Origin of the sequence: Rossellomorea sp. NRS-1567 (assembly GCF_050467885.1) — a bacterium.
Lineage (GTDB): Bacteria > Bacillota > Bacilli > Bacillales > Bacillaceae_B > Rossellomorea > Rossellomorea aquimaris_C.
In genome coordinates this window covers 214,789-232,743 of the sequence record NZ_JBITPL010000018.1, presented here as the reverse complement: position 1 = coordinate 232,743, position 17,955 = coordinate 214,789, and the positions used below count along the sequence as shown (strand labels likewise).

At 40.6% G+C, this 17,955-nt stretch carries 17 protein-coding genes and 1 riboswitch; of the genes, 3 read left to right on the top strand and 14 right to left on the bottom strand.

Translation table 11 applies throughout. The features are described from left to right. Window positions 1–31: 31 nt before the first annotated feature. On the bottom strand, window positions 32–1,474 hold the full coding sequence (panF, locus tag ACIFOD_RS14685) for a sodium/pantothenate symporter (protein ID WP_430315234.1): 1,443 nt from the start codon (window positions 1,472–1,474) through the stop codon (window positions 32–34). After that, window positions 1,467–1,742, bottom strand: coding sequence for a YhdT family protein (locus tag ACIFOD_RS14680; RefSeq protein ID WP_430315233.1), 276 nt, complete (start codon window positions 1,740–1,742; stop codon window positions 1,467–1,469). Before ACIFOD_RS14680 ends, panF begins: the two co-directional genes overlap by 8 nt. 340 nt (window positions 1,743–2,082) lie before the next feature. Between ACIFOD_RS14680 and ACIFOD_RS14675 the strand changes: the two genes are divergently transcribed. Continuing rightward, window positions 2,083–3,633, top strand: a complete 1,551-nt coding sequence (locus ACIFOD_RS14675) for a hypothetical protein (RefSeq protein WP_430315232.1) — start codon at window positions 2,083–2,085, stop codon at window positions 3,631–3,633. Window positions 3,634–3,683: 50 nt separating this feature from the next. Here the strand turns inward: ACIFOD_RS14675 and ACIFOD_RS14670 are convergent, their stop codons facing one another. Then, a complete protein-coding gene (locus ACIFOD_RS14670) occupies window positions 3,684–4,352 on the bottom strand; it encodes a phosphatase PAP2 family protein (protein ID WP_430315231.1) in 669 nt (222 codons plus the stop codon). A 33-nt stretch (window positions 4,353–4,385) separates the two neighbouring features. Beyond that, complete coding sequence (locus ACIFOD_RS14665) at window positions 4,386–5,216, bottom strand: Ku protein (RefSeq protein WP_430315230.1); 831 nt, start codon at window positions 5,214–5,216, stop codon at window positions 4,386–4,388. Between the two features lie 137 nt (window positions 5,217–5,353). Here ACIFOD_RS14665 and ACIFOD_RS14660 point away from each other — a divergent pair, with 137 nt between their 5' ends. Beyond that, window positions 5,354–7,216 (top strand): DNA ligase D, encoded by a 1,863-nt coding sequence (locus ACIFOD_RS14660; protein WP_430315229.1) that lies wholly within the window; start codon window positions 5,354–5,356, stop codon window positions 7,214–7,216. A 51-nt stretch (window positions 7,217–7,267) separates the two neighbouring features. Here ACIFOD_RS14660 and dapF read toward each other — a convergent pair whose 3' ends face one another. Next, window positions 7,268–8,263: a diaminopimelate epimerase gene (gene dapF, locus ACIFOD_RS14655; protein WP_430315228.1), complete on the bottom strand. Its 996-nt coding sequence runs from the start codon at window positions 8,261–8,263 to the stop codon at window positions 7,268–7,270. 184 nt (window positions 8,264–8,447) lie between these two features. Here dapF and ACIFOD_RS14650 point away from each other — a divergent pair, with 184 nt between their 5' ends. Beyond that, window positions 8,448–8,744, top strand: coding sequence for a hypothetical protein (locus ACIFOD_RS14650; protein WP_430315227.1), 297 nt, complete (start codon window positions 8,448–8,450; stop codon window positions 8,742–8,744). Here ACIFOD_RS14650 and ACIFOD_RS14645 read toward each other — a convergent pair whose 3' ends face one another. The 9 genes from ACIFOD_RS14645 to ACIFOD_RS14605 all read right to left on the bottom strand — a co-directional run bounded on the left by ACIFOD_RS14645 (window position 8,745) and on the right by ACIFOD_RS14605 (window position 17,928). Further along, entirely contained in the window at window positions 8,745–9,992 is a 1,248-nt protein-coding gene (locus ACIFOD_RS14645; RefSeq protein WP_430315226.1) for an EAL and HDOD domain-containing protein, read from the bottom strand. Window positions 9,993–10,195: 203 nt separating this feature from the next. Next, the gene (locus ACIFOD_RS14640; protein WP_430315225.1) at window positions 10,196–11,485 is read right to left on the bottom strand and encodes an NCS2 family permease; all 1,290 of its coding nucleotides are present in this window, start codon (window positions 11,483–11,485) and stop codon (window positions 10,196–10,198) included. 374 nt (window positions 11,486–11,859) lie between these two features. Then, window positions 11,860–12,330 (bottom strand): 6,7-dimethyl-8-ribityllumazine synthase, encoded by a 471-nt coding sequence (ribH, locus tag ACIFOD_RS14635; protein WP_397554017.1) that lies wholly within the window; start codon window positions 12,328–12,330, stop codon window positions 11,860–11,862. 12 nt (window positions 12,331–12,342) lie between these two features. Next, the gene (locus ACIFOD_RS14630) at window positions 12,343–13,536 is read right to left on the bottom strand and encodes a bifunctional 3,4-dihydroxy-2-butanone-4-phosphate synthase/GTP cyclohydrolase II (RefSeq protein WP_430315224.1); all 1,194 of its coding nucleotides are present in this window, start codon (window positions 13,534–13,536) and stop codon (window positions 12,343–12,345) included. Window positions 13,537–13,553: 17 nt separating this feature from the next. After that, window positions 13,554–14,210, bottom strand: a complete 657-nt coding sequence (ribE, locus tag ACIFOD_RS14625) for a riboflavin synthase (protein ID WP_430315223.1) — start codon at window positions 14,208–14,210, stop codon at window positions 13,554–13,556. 30 nt (window positions 14,211–14,240) lie between these two features. Further along, complete coding sequence (gene ribD, locus ACIFOD_RS14620; RefSeq protein WP_430315297.1) at window positions 14,241–15,308, bottom strand: bifunctional diaminohydroxyphosphoribosylaminopyrimidine deaminase/5-amino-6-(5-phosphoribosylamino)uracil reductase RibD; 1,068 nt, start codon at window positions 15,306–15,308, stop codon at window positions 14,241–14,243. A gap of 192 nt (window positions 15,309–15,500) precedes the next feature. Continuing rightward, window positions 15,501–15,644, bottom strand: a riboswitch (FMN riboswitch). Between the two features lie 198 nt (window positions 15,645–15,842). Then, entirely contained in the window at window positions 15,843–16,163 is a 321-nt protein-coding gene (locus tag ACIFOD_RS14615) for a four-helix bundle copper-binding protein (protein WP_430315222.1), read from the bottom strand. Between the two features lie 56 nt (window positions 16,164–16,219). Beyond that, entirely contained in the window at window positions 16,220–16,915 is a 696-nt protein-coding gene (locus ACIFOD_RS14610; protein ID WP_430315221.1) for a hypothetical protein, read from the bottom strand. 140 nt (window positions 16,916–17,055) lie between these two features. Next, window positions 17,056–17,928 (bottom strand): patatin-like phospholipase family protein, encoded by an 873-nt coding sequence (locus ACIFOD_RS14605; RefSeq protein WP_430315296.1) that lies wholly within the window; start codon window positions 17,926–17,928, stop codon window positions 17,056–17,058. Between the last annotated feature and the right edge of the window lie 27 nt (window positions 17,929–17,955).

Genomic DNA, 17,955 nt, shown 5'->3' with positions numbered 1-17,955 from the left:
TTTTCCCTTGATAAATACAAAAATGGATGGGTTAAACCCATCCATTCTGCCGATATTGTGCTTGAGTAAACAGGGAAACGACCACATACATGAAAAACGAAATGACAATAGGGAAAATGACTGTGTGCATATCCAGATAATTAGGTGCGAAACTGTGAAATAAGATGTACGCTACCAGTCCTGAAATCATTGAAGCAAAGGCACCATGAGCATTTCCTTTTTTCCAATATAAACCTAAAACGATTGGCCAGATAAATACAGCTTCAAGTCCTCCAAATGAAAATAAATTGAGCCAGATAATTAATTCAGGCGGACTCAGCGCCATAAGAAAAACGAGTATTCCCGTTAGACTAGTCACCCAAAAGCTGATTTTTTTGACTTGTTTTTCCTTTGCATCCTTATTGATGAAATTCATATACACATCTTTCACAATAGCCGAGGATACAATCAATAATAACGAATCCACTGTCGACATGATCGCGGCCATCGGAGCAGCCAGGACAATCCCGGCAAGCCATGGCGGAAGAACTTCTAAAGCGAGAAGGGGCATGACTTTATCAGCCACTTCAATTCCCGGGACTACGACCCTTGCAAGCACACCAATCAAGTGCATACCGAGCATAATGGACCCGACCACAATGGTTCCGATTATGAGCGCTCTGTGCAAGGATCTGGAATTCTTATAGCTCATGGCTCTAACTGCCACTTGAGGTAATCCGACAACACCCACACCCACTAATATCCAGAAAGAAGAAATATAGCGGGCACTTAATTCTCCATCAGGACCATGAGGACTTAATAAGTCAGGGTTTTCCGCATTCAATCCCATCATGATGTTCTCCATGCCACCTCCGGCTATGATGGTGGCAATCAACAGAATAATGGTCCCACCAAGCATGACCACACCTTGAATCGCATCCGTGATGGCAACCGCACGAAAGCCGCCGATAATGACATAAACAAGTACCGATACGGCAAACAGAAAAAGAGCACTCTCGTAAGATAAACCGGTTAAAGATTCAATGAGCCTTGCTCCCCCTACCCATTGAGCAATCATGGCTGAGAATAAAAAGATGATGATACTGATGGCCGATAGAATTGTGATCTTATTGCTGCCATATCTACCTTGTAGATAGTCGATCAAAGTAACGGCCTTGTATTTCCGGGCCATAATCGCGAACTTTTTCCCAAGTATAAGGAGAACAAAGTAACCTGTCACAACCTGTGACATGGCCAGAAGAACCCACGATAAACCATATGTATATGCTGCGCCCGGCCCTCCGATGAAACTACTGGCACTTCCATAGGTCGCAATCATGGTCATCGCCAAGATAAATCCGCCAAGCTGACGGCTTCCCAAGAAGTATTCCTGGACAAAGGAATCTGCTCTACTCACATTTCTGGCAGTATAAATTCCCACAACAAAAATCAAGATTAAAAAAGCGAATAAGGGAATCAATGCCATACTATTCATGATCATCCCCCTCATCGTCAAAAGGAATATCGGTAAGCATGTACTTTACGACGATAATCACTAACAATACCATAAGAAAAAAGCCAACGATGCAGCTGTAAAAAAACCATTCAGGCATCCCGAGGATCCAATCGTAATCTGAAACCGGTTGACCACCTAAACCGAATGCAAAACCATACCACCATATGAAATTTATAAGAACAAGTGCTATTCCTATCAGTGCCTCGTGGCCAGCAACCCTGAACCGTTTATCTTCTTTATGATCCACTTACTATTATCCCTCCTTGAAATACACATCCTTTAACAATTTACGACAGGAAGAAATGAAATGCAATATAAAAAGACAGACCGGAAGCATATGCTTCGGGTCTGTCTTTTTATATTTAATAAAGGGGGTTTTTCATGAACCATTCTCTCTATTGAAAGAGGGGGAAACTCTTTTATTCAAATGAGAATGATTTTCAATATCATTGTAATCCCTCTATTAATAAATGTCAACATAAAACTTTTATTTACCGAAGGAAATATTTGGTGCCTCGAAATATGAATTATGGTAAAATTCTAAATTGAGCTCATATTATAGAAATAGAGAATCGAGGGGGATATGTTTGAAAGAGAAATTCAAATCATTTGGAATACCTTTAGTGTTAATCGTTCTGTTTATAGGGGCACTATTTCTCCACCAGCTGTTACAAGTCAAACAACAACCACAGCCTGATTGGAGTAGATCCATCCCATTAGACTACACTTCTGAAGAACGCCCTGTTATCTTTAATGGAGATGATGAACTCTTCTTGGCAAGTAACGGGAAAATTACAGGGTTTACTTTCGAGGAAGCATTGGATTCAACCAGAGAAACAACGCTAGACACCAGCGTTACCCGGGGCCATCCTTTTTGGACAGACGGTACGAAAGTCATTCAGATCAAGGATGACAAATTTATCTCTACAGAGAGTAATGAAGTAACGACGATTGCTGAGGAAGCAACAGGGATCAGCACGGCAATGAATTCTGTGTATTTCTGGAATAAAGAGAACCTTTTTTCTCTTAACCCTGCTGATTTATCAGTGAAAGAGGTTTTCAGCTTTTCTAATGAAATCCTGGACGTCTATATTGGAAATAATGGCAGTTCCGTAATACAGGTTAGACAAGATGACGGTCATTCTCACCTGTACTACATGGATGATACGTTACAAGTAGTGAAAGATCCATTTGCAATTGTAAACACAGCAACGAATCATCATATGAATGGATTAACCTTTACCACAGAAAACAATCAATTGACTCTTCTTTATAATGAAGAGATGCGAGCACAGGGAACATTGTCATATAAGATTTTCAAGTTGCAAACACCGAAAGATGAAATAGGATCTTCTATTTTGAAACCGACGAAAATTGATTTTACGAACGAAATGTCAGGGGGCAAACTTCAAAGTCCAAGAACCGCACAACTTCTTTCCATTAATGGAGAAAAGTCCATTCTCTTCACATCAGAAGGTCATCGGGTTGGGGATGATAATGCGATTAGTCTATATGTAGCACCTTTCAGTGACTCTAACCAATTAACGGCGGCTCCAGTCAGTACAACTAAACATTTTACGTATTCTCCACTTCAGCTTACTAATAAGAGCATTGCCTGGTTGGAATATGATGGAGATACGTATGAATTATTTGGCGCTTCACAGGATGCACAAGTTATCGCCAATAGCACAGAATGGTCGAAACGAAGTGTCAAAGAAGCCGTTAACAATTCCGTACTAATGATATTCAGTAGCTTAATCACGATTATGGTTTCATTTTATTGGGTATTGCCTTCTCTATTTCTTTTAATTCTGCTTTATATTTTTAAACCAAATATATTTGAGAAGGAAGAGATCAACTGGGTTGAATATGCCTCTATCATTATGTTTTTAGTCATGCCGATAACCTTCATCACTAAAGCGATGGGCGATTACTTCTACTTTGCCGCTCCGGAATACCTGATGTTTTCAGGAAGTGAGTATATAGTATTACTCGTTATCAGCGCCATTACTTCAATACTATGGAAATTAGGGAGAGATCCTGACTGGGGTACTTTTGGTGGAGTATTTTATTTCATGGGTATTTATATTCTTCTTTATGCCACTTCCATTGGACCGTATATTTTTAATTTATTTTAATGATAATGGAACAAAGCGCTCAGAAGAATTTCTGAGCGCTTTGTTTCCATTTAATTCTCACTTTCTTTCCAATGTTTTCGTTTATGGAAGTATGCATAAATGACGATACAAAGCGTCAACCAGGCACCTCCTGCAGTGAACCCTCCAAGAATGTCACTTGGATAATGCACACCTAAATACACTCTGCTTAGACCAATCAATAGGACCAGAAAGCTGATCGCAATGACACTTGCCCACTTATACCGTTTATGATCTAATGCTCGAAACAATATGAATGCAAGAGTCCCGTAGAAAATAAAGGAACTCATGGAATGACCACTGGGAAAGCTATAACCGCCTTGCTCGATCAGTGCTTCAATATCAGGTCTTTCACGTTTGAAAATCCATTTGAGCAGCCCGTTAAACCCTGCCCCTGATGTGATCGTAATCGCCACAAAAAGAGCCAGTGGATATTTTTTTAAAAACAGTAAGATGACAACCACACTGAAAGCAATGATAGTGATTCCTTTTATTCCACCTAAGAAAGTGATGAAAGTCATAAAGGTCGTTAACTTCGGTGAGATAAATCCTCTTACTACCTCAAAGACACCATTGTCAAATTGTGCGATTTCATTTTCTTTCCACTCTTCGACAATCGTGACGAATCCCCATGTAAATGCAATCAAACAAATGACCGATAGTGCAACAAATACTCCTTGTTTTATATGTTTCTCCTCCAAAACTTGTCCCTCTCTTTACTAACGACTTATGTTTTATTGAGCTTTTTTCTTTGAAGTCGTTTTCTTTTTCGTCTGCTTCTTCGCCTTTTTCGGTTTGGATGAATCAATGGAGGCTTGAAGCGCCGCCATTAAATCTGTCACATTTTCTCTTGGCTCTTTTTCTTTCGTTGTGACTACCTTTTCCCCGGTTTGCTTCGATTCAATCAACTGACTCAAGCGTTCACGATACTGATCTTTATAGTTCTCCGGTTGAAATTCAGTTGTGAGCTGATCTATCAACATCGTTGCTGTTTTCAGCTCTTTGTCCGTTATTTCATCTTCTTCTGGAACATTCGGTACATCCCCTGTACCCCTCACTTCATCTGGATAATGAATGGTTTCCATTACGAGTGTATTTTCATATACCCGAACGATGGAGAGTTGTTCTTTCGATCTCATCGTGATTTTGGCGATACCTACTTTTCCTGATTCCTGAAGAGCTTTTCGCAATAATGAATATGCTTTTTTCCCTCCATCATTCGGTGAAACGAAATAACTCCGATCAAAGAATATCGGGTCGATTTCCTCCATTTTGATAAAGTCTACTATTTCCACGGCTTTATCCCCGTTCGCTTCCTTCAATTCCTTCAATTCCTCTTCTTCAAGAACGACAAATTTCCCTTTCGTCACTTCATAGCCTTTAACGATGTCATCATGTCCGATTTCTTTTTCACAAGCTGGACATACTTTTTCATATTTAATCGGTGTATGACACTCTTTATGAAGTGAACGAAGCTTAATATCACGATCTTCTGTAGCAGAATGAAGTTTAATGGGGATGTTCACCAGTCCAAAACTAATTGAGCCTTTCCACATCGTATGCATATATCAATACCCTCCTTCACATAAACTAATCCCTTATCCTTATCATTTAGTTGTCCGATACTCTTCATTCCCTTAAACATCTGGAAATAAATAAACTCTCATTGGTCACACTAATACTAAAAATCAGGTGAATAGATATGAAACCGATGCTTCCTACCTTATATGATGAACTCCCTGAAAATGAGGAATGGCTTTATGAAGTGAAATATGATGGATTTCGCGGAATTCTCTACGTCTATTCTGAGAATCAGATAAGTCTTCAAAGTCGAAACGGGAAGGAATTGCTTCCACACTTCCCGGAAATTGAAAAAGAGATTAAAACATTACTCAATGAAAGAGATTTACCTACACCTTTCATTTTGGATGGCGAGATTGCCCTATTACGCTCTTCCTGCAGCAGTGAATTCTTTGAACTGCAGGTAAGAGGCAGAATGCGAAATAAGCAGAAAATCAATCTTGCTGCAGCCGGAAGACCCGTTAAATTTCTGGCATTCGATTTACTCCAGTATGGGAAGAAATCATTTGCCACCAAACCTTACCTTACAAGAAAAGAAAAATTGAAAGAGGTTTTTACCTTTCTTCAATTGCCGTTAGAACCTACCCCCTCTCTCCCATCTTCCCTTCAAATGGTTCCCTATTTCAACGATCGGCAGGAAATATGGGAACTTGTAGAAAAAGAGGAAGGTGAGGGCGTTGTCGCCAAAAGGAAGAATAGTAAGTGGGAAGCAGGAAAACGAAGTACGAGCTGGGTAAAAACTAAGAATTGGAAACACTGTCACTGTTTCATCACTGCCCTGGATGAAACGAACGATTACTATCACATTGGCGTTTTCGATAACGAAAAGATTATGCCTATAGGCTTATTTCACTTTGGTCTTTCTCCTGAAGAGAAAAAATCATTAAAAGCAATGATCAAAAAGAATAGTACGAAGAATGAGAATTCCGTTTATTACATAGACCCAGCTATAACCGTGGAAATTTTATATTTGAATTGGTATGAGGATCAACTGAGGGAACCACATTTTCATCGTTTTCTATTTTCCATTACCCCGGAATCCTGCACCATGGAGCAATTCAAGCTGGACGAAGCCTCCCTTCCGCGTGGGGTTGAAATTACTCATCCAGATAAGGAATTGTTTCAGAAAGTCTCAATGACTAAGCTTGATTACGTTCGGTATCTTCGGAAGATGTCCGTCGCTATCTTGCCTTTCCTGAAGGATAGGTCATTGACTTGTATTCGTTTTCCACACGGGCTCTTTGGTGAATCCTTTTATCAAAAAAATACGCCTGATTACGCCCCTTCATTTATTGAAACGTACGAGGAAGACAATATCGACTATACGATATGCAATAACTTGGAGACATTGATTTGGCTTGGAAATCAGCTTGCATTGGAATTTCACATTCCTTTTCAAAGGACGAAGGATACCTCTGTCAACGAAGTGGTCTTTGACTTAGATCCACCCAGCAGGGATCAATTCTCCCTGGCGGTAAAAGCGGCTTCCATTATGAAAGAACTATTCGACCGACTCAACCTGCATAGTTTTGTGAAAACGTCAGGAAATAAGGGACTGCAAGTGTATATTCCCATACCACCGGGATACACATGGAAGGACACCGGCTTGTTTACTGAATTCATTGCACACTACCTTGTGACCAATTATCCTGAGGATTTTACGATCGAGCGTTTAAAAAAGAACCGAAAAGGCAGGTTATACGTGGATTACATTCAGCATGGAGAAGGAAAAACCATCATTGCGCCTTATTCCCTAAGGGGGAATGAAGATGCTTTAGTCGCCACTCCCCTCTGGTGGTATGAAGTAAATGAGGACCTCCATCCAGAACACTTTACAATAGATGTTGTTTTGCAAAGGTTCCAGCAGATGGGGTGTCCCTTCACTAAATTCGAATGGGTAAAAGATCTCCAGCCATTTGATGACGTGATCCAATTTTTGAAACAGCAATCCAATCACAAAAAAAAGAGTGCCCCAAAAGCTTAGCTTTTTGGGACACTCTCGCCTGACTTACACAAGCTCAGGCTTTTTATTCGTTTAGGCACTCATAAATACTTTACTATCAACAATTGATTTGGCGTGATTTTGAAGCAGTTCGTACGTTCCTTCTTCAGTAAAATCCTGTCTGGAAATCTCACGATAATCTTCAGGATGTGTGATAGACAATTCGAATTGGGCCTGGTAGAGATACGTTGCATTCCCGATCAACTCCATATTGTATTGCCCTTCACCTAATTGGTTCACCACGACACGTACTTTTCCACCATTATTAAATACATCTATTTCCTTGCCGAACTCATTCTGATTGAGTAAGCATGTCACAAGGCTGGAAGCAGACATAGCCGTTCCACAAGCATTTGTAAAGCCTACTCCTCTTTCGAAGGTACGAACATAAATCGCACCTTTTTCTAATGGATGAACAAAACTGACATTGACTCCATCAGGAAAGAGATTATTGGGACCATTTACTGTTTCAGCAATCGTCTTCTGTTCATTTGAAAGAATATGTTCTGTGCTTACAACACTAATGAGATGAGGATTGGGCACCGCCAGTGCAGTAAACGATAATCGATCTGAAATTTCAGGAATTTTCTCGTCCACTACCTTTTCACGATCCATATTCATCGGCAATTTATCCAATTCAAATAAAACAGGGGAAATTTCAACATTATATGTCGGTATATTTTCATATATAGCTTCTTGAGCTGAAACGCGCAGATTCGCTTTCATCGTCTGAATAACTATCGTCGTTTTGTCAAGAAGCTCACAGACATAGCGACCTACACAACGAAGACCATTCCCGCACATGGATGCTTCAGATCCATCTGCATTGAATACCCTCATTTGTGCATCGCAATGTTCACTTGACAGCACAAATAGGATTCCATCCGCTCCAATACCCGACTTTCGATCACATAGCGCAAGGGCAAGATTTTGCCTTGCTTCTTCAGTGAATTCGTATCCATTCGTCATTTCATCAATCAGTAGAAAGTCATTTCCAGAGCCATGACATTTAATTAGATTCAAGTTCATCGTGAATCCCTCCACGGTAATTTACTAGTAAACTATTCTTAATAGTCTTAGCTTGCCACAAACAAGCTCTTTTCGCAATCATCTCACCCTATATTATTAAAGATAATCCTCAAGGAGTGACTTGTAGAAAACTTAAAAGTTGAATTTCTGCGTCCATTTAGAGAAAATGGGGTGGGTGATGATCATGAAGGATGAGTATACTTTTCGGTTTCAAGTTCAAGAGGTAGAAGAAGCGTGTGACGAATTCCATTCCCGGGATGTGACTGTATTGGCCCATATTCTGAATGACAAAAAAGACCTTTTACATGAAGGTCTCTTTCGTGTACGTTTCAATCAAATCGGCATCTATCCTTTTCCTAAAGATGTAGCCCGCCAAATATCTTCTAAGCACCTACAGCGATTACTTCTAATTGAATTGAAGAGATATATAAAGCCCCAAAGAAAATATCTGACTCCAGGGGAATATAAACCTGTTTGGTAACTAACTGATCTCTGCTATTTCATGATGTAAGAGGTCTCGGGTCCATTTACATGATGTTTGATAGCATTCCATCACATCTTTTTTGTTTAATTTCAGTTCGGCCATTTTTGTTTCGATTGCTGTCCAGTCAGCTTTTTCAAACAAAACAACCAGCTCCAGAATGTCTTTGAACTCGTTTGAGACACCCGTTAGTGCATTGCAGATTTCATCATTCAATGGTAATTCATTCAAAATGACTTCAAATGGCATAGATAATATAGTTTCCATCAATGAAAACATACCCGTTAGGAAATAGCTCGACTTCACTGAACCGCGATTGTGCTTCTCTGCCAGCAATTCACACATTTTTGCCCTCGTTAATGACAATGTAATAACTTCGTTTTCTAATTGCTTCCTCTTACCTACCTGTTCCCTGACAGCTAAAACATAAATCCATCTTTTAATTTCCAGGAGACCCAATAGAACAATAGCCTGTCGAATAGAATGAATTTTATGTTTAGGGCGGTAAGATGGTGAATTGATTAATTTTAAAAGTTTATAGGACAAAGAAAGATCCTGTTCAATCAATCGACTAATCACATCAATGCTCGGTTCCGTCATTTCCAGGCTTTGAATAATCGAATAATAGGAATGAAAATATGTAGGTACGTCATGAGTAGAAATGATTTTTGGTTTACTAAAGAAATACCCTTGAAAGAAATGGTATCCATTTCTCCTTGCTTCTTCATATTGTTCCTCTGTCTCCACTTTTTCTGCCAGAAGCTTGTACCCCAGTAAATTAGCGAAAACTTCAATAGTTCCCCGGTCAGTGTCCGTTGTATGGAGAAAATCAACCTTCACATAATCCGCAATTTTCATTAATTTTAAGTAGTTAGGATCCGATTCATTAAAGACAAAATCGTCTAAAGCGATTTTATAACCCAGTTCCTTTAACTCTAAGCAAATATTCAGGATTTCAGGACTAGGAACTACATTTTCCAAAATCTCCACGACAATTTCCTTGGGATTGAAGTAGGTAGGGACTCTATGCCTTAAAAGATTTTCTGTGAAATTGATGAAGCATGGCTTACCTGCGGACAAGCTTTCAAGACCAATATTTAAATAGCTATTAATAATGACATCGGCTGTGGCATGGTCTCCATCTATATTCGGAACCATATTCATTTCATTATTTCGGTACAGAAGCTCATAAGCTACGGTTTCTCCATTCCGATCAAAAATTGGCTGTCTCGCTACAAACACTTCCACTACACTCACCCCTGCTGATTTCCTGATATATGTATAAAAATAGTTCAAAAGTTTCATTAATCACTATAATAATACCAAGAAATATGTGGAAAGTCCACGGAATTTGGAAGTAGTTGTAAGGACCAAAAAAACTCAAGCAGACATGTCAGCAACTACGATTACAATCGTAATGGTGAACAAATCCACTTGAGTTCTTTACCGCTTTAATGAATCGAATGAACAAAGAAGTTCATAAGGAACAATGCAGCAATGATATATAGAGGAATGGATACTTCTCTCGCTTTACCTGTAGCCAATTTTAAGATTGGATAAAGAATAAAGCCGATGGCAATTCCATCTGCGATACTGTACGTAAATGGAATCATCGCAATGATAAAAATGGCTGGAAATGCCTCTGTTAAATCACGAAGATCCATATGTCGTATATTTTGAATCATTAAGCCGCCAATGATAATGAGGATTGGGGCGATAGCATGATCTGGAATCCACTTTAAATACGGAATAAACAACACAGATCCCAAGAATAATACTCCAGTAGTCAAACTCGTTAGTCCCGTACGACCACCTGCTGTCATGGCTGCAGCACTTTCTACAGTAGAAACCGTCGGACTCGTTCCGAAGAATCCTGATGTAAAGGCAGAAAATGCATTCGCCTGGAAGGCTTTAGAGTATTTATGAGGTTGATCGATCATATCCGTATGTCCATGAACGAGACCGATGTTTTCAAATACCAGCACCATCGTAACAGAAAAAACCGCAATCCAAAACGGAATCTCCAAAATGGCACTAAAGGATATTTGACCGAAAACCTGACTGTATTCACTTAATTGGAATGAACTGGACTTAATCGATGGTTCGATCCCAAAGATGAATCCCAGTATGGTTCCAAAAGCAATACTCCATAAAAATTGACCTTTCACATTTCGAACAAACAAAAATATCGTCACCAGGAATGTCAGCACCGTGGCCAACACCTTTAATTCCCCAAAATCACCAATCATGATGATGGCACTCTCTCCTCTTTGGATGAGACCGCCTTTTTCAAGACCGATAAACATTAAAAACATCCCTAATCCTACAGTGATGGCCTCTTTTAATGTTTTGGGAATGGCTTCCGATAATACTTTTGAAAGCTTTGTAAATGCAATGATCATAAAGAGTATTCCTGAAATCACTACGACAGCTAAAGCTTCCTGCCACGTTAAGCCGGATGATTTTACGAGAGTAAACGTAAACATCGCATTAATTCCCATACCTGGAACCAGAAGGATTGGTGCATTTGCCCAAAAGGCCATCACCAAACACCCAACGAAGGAGGCAAGAATGGTTGCCATAACCGCTCCTTCAAATGGAATTCCAGCTTCAGAAAGAATTAAAGCATTCACAGCGATAATGTACACAATCGTGAAATAACCGATTGCTCCAGCCATCATCTCCTGCTTCATCGTGGTACCGTGATTCTTTAACTGAAAAATACCTCCACGTGCTTTCATAATATAATCTTCCTATAAAACTGCCCTCTCCCTACCCGCTCCTCCCATAAATAAGGGGAGCCACAAAATACTATTCTAGCAAAAGGTCTGACGTTTGCCAATATGTATTTTAGTGGGTGGGGTCTGCGGGATTTTGGTTCACCATCAGGAATCCGGCGGCTTTTGTGAAAAATCCGGCCGTTTCTGGGAATAATCCAGCCGAAATGGAACAGAATCCAGCGGCTTTTGTGAAAAATCCAGCCGAAATCACCAGGAATCCAGCCGTTTTGGAGAATAATCCAGCCGTTTTACAATTTTATCCACACACCCCTCGGATCCGTCCCTCGTAAAAAGCCAAGCTTCCCAAAATGGAGGCTTGGCTTGGTTGAAAAATTTTACTTATCAATCTCACGAATCAGATTAGCCATTTCGATGGCTGATACTGCTGCTTCCCAGCCTTTATTTCCTGCTTTGGTGCCGGCTCTTTCGATTGCCTGCTCGATTGTATCCGTCGTTAAAACACCAAAGATGACGGGTACATCTTCCTGCAGGCTTAGATTGGCCACTCCTTTTGCCACTTCTCCACTTACGTATTCAAAATGAGCGGTTGCTCCGCGGATGACCGTTCCTAGTGTAACAACGGCATCATATTTCCCTGAACGGGCAAGTTTTTTGGCAATCATAGGAATTTCAAATGCTCCTGGAACCCAAGTGACAGAAACATTTCCTTCTTCCACACCGTGGCGCTTTAATGCATCTTCCGCCCCACCCAGAAGCTTTGATGTGATGAACTCGTTGAAACGTGATACGACAATCGCAACTTTTAATCCTGAACCTACTAAATGACCTTCATAAATTGTTTTCATTGTATATTCCTCCTAAAATTTAAGTATATGTCCAAGTTTTGCGTGCTTTGTTTTCAAATACTTCTCATTTTCGAATTTCGCCGGCATTTGGATCGGCACTCGACCTGCGATTTCTAATCCGTACCCATTGATTCCGGCAATTTTTCTAGGATTATTGGTCAGTAGACGCATCTTTGTTATGCCTAAATCTCTCAGAATCTGTGCTCCGATTCCATATTCCCTCAAATCATCACCAAAGCCCAGTTTTTGATTAGCTTCAACGGTGTCATAGCCTTCTTCCTGGAGCTTATAGGCCTTCAATTTGTTGATTAAACCAATCCCACGGCCTTCCTGTCTCATATAAAGTAGTACACCTTTTCCATGCTCTTCAATTTGAGTCAGTGCTGTGGCAAGCTGAGGTCCACAGTCACAGCGATTGGAACCGAATACATCTCCCGTCAAACATTCAGAGTGAACGCGAACGAGTACATCTTCATCCTCGGACCACTCTCCTTTCACAAGCGCGATATGCTCTTTTCCTGTAAGGTTTTCTGTGTACGCAACGGCCTTGAAGTTTCCAAATTCGGTTGGAAGTTCAATTTCCACTTCTCTCGTTACGAGCTTTTCTTTTTTCCTTCTGTACCTGATAAGGTCCTCAATGGAGATGATCTTCAGATTCCATTTATCAGCCAGTTTCATCAACTCAGGTACCCTTGCCATCGTGCCGTCTTCATTCATGATTTCACAAATGACACCTGATGGCTTGGCATCTGACATAACAGCCAAATCGATGGCAGCTTCTGTATGTCCTGCCCGTTTTAGTACCCCCCCTTTTTTGGCGACAAGGGGAAATACGTGACCGGGTCTTTTGAAGTCCTCGGGGAATGAGTCCGGGTTCAATAATTCCTGTATGGTGGTCGACCTCTCAAATGCACTAATCCCAGTAGTTGCGGATTTATGATCGACAGAAATCGTAAAGGCCGTTCCATGAGGATCCGTATTTGACATCGTCATGGGTGCCAGCTTTAGTTTTTGTGCAATCTCCTCTGTTATCGGGGCACAAATTAAGCCTCTTCCTTCTTTAGCCATAAAATTAATGACTTCTGGAGTCGCTTTATCGGCAAGGGCAATAAAGTCTCCCTCATTCTCACGATTTTCATCATCGACTACGATGACGACTTTACCTGCCTGCAAATCTTCCAGAGCTTCTTCGATTTTATTAAACATGGGGCAACCCCTCCCTATTAGTCAGCAAAACCATTTCGACTTAAAAATTCATAGCTCATGCGGCTTGAAGTATTCTTAGACTGTTCCTTTGCTTCATAGAAGCGATGAAAATATTTCGCCATTACATCACATTCAATGTTGACACGGTCCCCTACTTTCTTCTCGCCAAGAACCGTGTCCCCTCTCGTTTGTGGGATCAAGGAAATCGTAATGGTATTACTTTTCACACCAAAAACAGTAAGGGAAGTGCCGTCTATTGCGACAGAGCCCTTCATAATAAACAGGTGACTCTGATTTTCCTGTATGGAAATGTCCATATACCAGGCATTTTCAACTTTCTCTATTCTAACGATCGTCCCTATTCCATCGACGTGCCCATTAACGAAATGCCCGCCGAAACGACCGTTTGCAGCCATCGCCCTCTCCAGGTTCACTTTAGAACCATGGGATAGGTTTCGTAGCGTTGTGCCTTCGAAGGTTTCAGGCATCACGTCCACTTGAAATTGCCTGGAGCTGAATGAAGTGACGGTTAAACAGACACCATTCACACTGATGCTATCTCCAATATGAACGTCTTCCAGAACGCGGCCCGCTGTTATCGTCAGTTCCATGGATGAGGAGGATTTTTTCATGCGTTCAATTGATCCTATTTCTTCAATGATTCCAGTAAACATCCATTTCTCCCCCTTTCAAATTAAAAAAGATTAACTCATAGGTAAAGCAACCATCTTAATGTCCTTTCCTACTCGTTCAAGACTTTTAATCTCCATTTCCAGACCTTCTGCAATGGTCGGGAAACCTTCCCCTCCAAAACTTGTGAAGGCAGAGCTTCCGCCTACAAGCTTAGGTGACATGTACATAATCAATTCCTGAAAGGCTTTTTCCTTTAAAAAGGAAGAATGAATAGTAGATCCACCTTCTACATAAAGGGATCCGATATTCCGGGCACCCAGTTCTTTTAATACTGTGTGAATGTCCATCCTTTCTTCTGAAAGGGTGATGATTTCACAGCCTGATTCCATATATGGCCGCTTCTGTTCTTCATTGACAGAACTGCCCGTGAAGATGAGCGTCCTGCTTTCCGAGTCTCTCACTACATGAGAGTGGAGAGGTGTTCGTAAATAGGTATCTAATATGATTCGAATGGGGTTTTTTCCACCTTGGGGCAAACGGGTGGTAAGGTGTGGGTTATCCTGAATGACGGTATTGACTCCTACTAATATCGCGTCATGCCGGTGACGATCATAGTGGACATCTGTGCGTGAAGCTTCTGACGTAATCCATTTGCTATCTCCTGAAGCTGAAGCTGTTTTCCCGTCTAATGTGACAGCTGTCTTAAGGGTTACAAAAGGTGTGCCGTATTGAATGAAATGGAAAAAATGCTTGTTTAGTTCGAGTGCTTCTTCTTCAAGCTCCCCGACCATTACTTCTATGCCTGCATCCTTCAACTGTTGAATTCCTCTTCCCGCAACAAGGGGATTTGGATCAGTGCTGGCAATATGGACCCGCCTCACTCCGCTTGAAATCAGCAGCTTTGAACAGGGAGGTGTTTTCCCGTAATGAGAGCATGGTTCCAGCGTCACATAGACGTCACTCCCCTGTGCTTTGTCTCCTGCCATCTTTATGGCATGAACCTCTGCGTGACCTTCTCCTGCTTTGAGGTGCGCACCCATCCCAACGACTTCTCCATTTTTCACCACGACCGCTCCTACGGCAGGATTGGGCGATGTTTGACCTTGGGTGGTCTTTGCCATTGAGAGGGCAAGCTTCATATATGGTGAATCCTTCAAACGTTTTACCTCCCTTCATTTATCACTATTATTCTAAAATAAATAAACCCCAAGTAAGTTTTTACTTGGGGGAAGTTGGCATGACTGAATAAAGTATTCACATGATTTCTTTTTTGGGAAACAAAATCCCCGTAAAAAAGGTAGACTTCTCGCGTCTAGATCAAGTAAATACTGCCGTTCCTTCTCCCATCCAGACTTTCACTGTCGGCTTTGGAATTTCACCAAATCCACCGTCTAATTTTCATTAGCCGGGTCACGGACTAAGAGCATGCGCTCATCACCGCCGGTAGGGAATTTCACCCTGCCCCGAAGGAAACCTATTCGATTATCATTATTCTATCATAGTTTCATAAATGAAATCATGTAAGGAGCTCTAAAATTTTATTTTTGTACTAATTTTTTGAATACTATATCGCAAACACCTCTCTGATCCCGACTGCAACCATAAATCAGATGCACAGGATGAGTGACAAGGATTAAAAAATGCCTCTACTTAATAGAAGCATCCTTCACATACTATGCTAATTGCTTTCTGCATTCTTCCGCACATTCAAAACAGGCTTTAGCGCAGTCCTTACAATGCTGTTGATCATGAGAATTACATTCTGTTCCACACGCATCACAGATTTCTGCGCAAAGGACCAGAATTTGTTGAACAAATTTACTGCTTCGCTGCATGGCATTAATGGCATAGGAACAAATATCAGCACATTCCCGGTCCAGTTCAATGCACATCATCATCGCTTTTTCTTCCTTAAGGGATGCATGATAACATACATTACATGCTTCCAGACATCGTTGCAAAGCCGTTAAACATGGTTTGTAATCAGCATTCATCATCTCACCTCCACAAATGTTCCTTTTTAGCGTACCCAAATAAAAAAAAAGGATTACTATGCGGTAAGAAAATAATCACTGTCTACATACCAAAGGAAAATAAGAAGCCAATCCAGTTCCTCGCTATATGTTTCATAAAAAGAAACATAACTATGGTGATAGTCAAAGAGCTTTTGAACACTTTGAGGAAGATATCCTTTTTGTAAGGATAAATAATTTTTTTTATTATAATTCAAGATCCATCGTTTGTTTCCTTTATAAATGACAATCGTGTCACCTTCATCACTGCGCCATTCAATAGCAGTAGAGCTCTGGTATTTCAAGTGAAAAACCCTTCCTGCTCCGCCCATATCGATTTTCATGGATCTGCTCCATTTTAAGAATGGCAGCGGGTGCTTATGTTTTCGGTGAAGCATATAGTGTTTTGGGTTATTGATCAAGGACGTTCTTTGAATGAAGTATTCTGACCATCCATTCGTTTTTAAGTAATAGGAACCTTCTTTCGTATGAACTCCGACTAATGAATGCCGGGATACAGGTATTGTTTCATAAAATAATCGGGTCGCTTTCTTTAGCTCCTTCTTCATACTAAAACTGAGATATAGATTTGAACACGCAGGTATAAAGATTAACAGGGGAAAATAATATAACTGTCGGGTTACAATCAGCATTCCTACACCTATGAGAAAATACATGATACTTCGATAAAGCAACGTATATTGTTCATTTTTGTAGATTTGGTAGAGGTTCATGAAATGCTCGTCCTTTCAAGGAATCTCTATCATATGTATGTAGAAACCCCTTAAATAGACCATTCAAATAGAAAAAACCAACGCTTGCAGCACCCTCTAAAAGAGAAGAGAAGACTTTCTGTCATAGGTTGGCTTATATGTTATGACTGCACTGGAGTGGCTGAGGGATTCCATTCCATTATTTTTTTATCTTTAGCCTCTGCATCATGATAGCCTTGCCAGTACAATTCGTCCAGCTTTTGTGGATTTTTTTCAATACGGCTTACTTTTAATGGATGTTGAGGTTGAATGATCAGGACATCCCCATTCTGTTCTCGCGTTTCTAATTCCTTAATTGTTTGATTGTAACGCAAGTACCGGTTAAACATCGTCTTATGTAATTCAGGATATTGAGGATACTTTCTTTTCACAAAGAAAGAAAATCGTGAGGGCTTTTTATAATAGCCCTTGTTTCTAGTTAGAATAACTACATTTTTCTTAAACCCGTCCTGCTCAGCTTTTTCGATGGGAACAGGGTCACTTATTCCTCCATCGAGAAGATGACGGGATTCAAATTCAACGATCGGAGCGACGAATGGCAGGGAACTTGACGCACGGATAATCGTAAGAAGCTCCTCCCCATATTCTCTTCTTGAGAAATACGCCGGTTTTCCTGTATGACAATCTGTGGTTCCGACAATAAATTCCGTTGAATTAGAGTGAAAAGCTTCATAATCGAAAGGGACAAGCTTATTTGGAATTTCATCAAACACATAATCCATTCCAAATAACTCTCCTGTCTTCCAATAGTTTCGCCAAGATAAATATTTCGGATCACGGATAAAGTCTACATTCACCTTTTTATTGCGTCCATTTTGCTTAGATAAATAGGATGCTGCATTACATGCACCCGCAGATACTCCGACAACATAAGGAAATTCAATGCCTCTTTCCAGGAAGTATTCCAATGCTCCCGCCGTGTATATCCCTCTCATTCCTCCACCTTCGAGAACGAGTCCTGTGTTTTCAATCATCATCTTCTTGTCTACCTCCCTAATGAT

Coding starts and splice junctions, on each gene's coding strand:
- ribH (WP_397554017.1), bottom strand. CDS start 12,330: ATGAAAACAATTTATGAAGGTCATTTAGTAGGTTCAGGATTAAAAGTT.
- ACIFOD_RS14615 (WP_430315222.1), bottom strand. CDS start 16,163: ATGAATGCTGATTACAAACCATGTTTAACGGCTTTGCAACGATGTCTG.
- ACIFOD_RS14630 (WP_430315224.1), bottom strand. CDS start 13,536: ATGTTTAATAAAATCGAAGAAGCTCTGGAAGATTTGCAGGCAGGTAAA.
- panF (WP_430315234.1), bottom strand. CDS start 1,474: ATGAATAGTATGGCATTGATTCCCTTATTCGCTTTTTTAATCTTGATT.
- dapF (WP_430315228.1), bottom strand. CDS start 8,263: ATGAACTTGAATCTAATTAAATGTCATGGCTCTGGAAATGACTTTCTA.
- ACIFOD_RS14650 (WP_430315227.1), top strand. CDS start 8,448: ATGAAGGATGAGTATACTTTTCGGTTTCAAGTTCAAGAGGTAGAAGAA.
- ACIFOD_RS14610 (WP_430315221.1), bottom strand. CDS start 16,915: ATGAACCTCTACCAAATCTACAAAAATGAACAATATACGTTGCTTTAT.
- ACIFOD_RS14660 (WP_430315229.1), top strand. CDS start 5,354: ATGAAACCGATGCTTCCTACCTTATATGATGAACTCCCTGAAAATGAG.
- ribD (WP_430315297.1), bottom strand. CDS start 15,308: ATGAAGCTTGCCCTCTCAATGGCAAAGACCACCCAAGGTCAAACATCG.
- ACIFOD_RS14640 (WP_430315225.1), bottom strand. CDS start 11,485: ATGAAAGCACGTGGAGGTATTTTTCAGTTAAAGAATCACGGTACCACG.
- ribE (WP_430315223.1), bottom strand. CDS start 14,210: ATGTTTACTGGAATCATTGAAGAAATAGGATCAATTGAACGCATGAAA.
- ACIFOD_RS14605 (WP_430315296.1), bottom strand. CDS start 17,928: ATGATTGAAAACACAGGACTCGTTCTCGAAGGTGGAGGAATGAGAGGG.
- ACIFOD_RS14665 (WP_430315230.1), bottom strand. CDS start 5,216: ATGCATACGATGTGGAAAGGCTCAATTAGTTTTGGACTGGTGAACATC.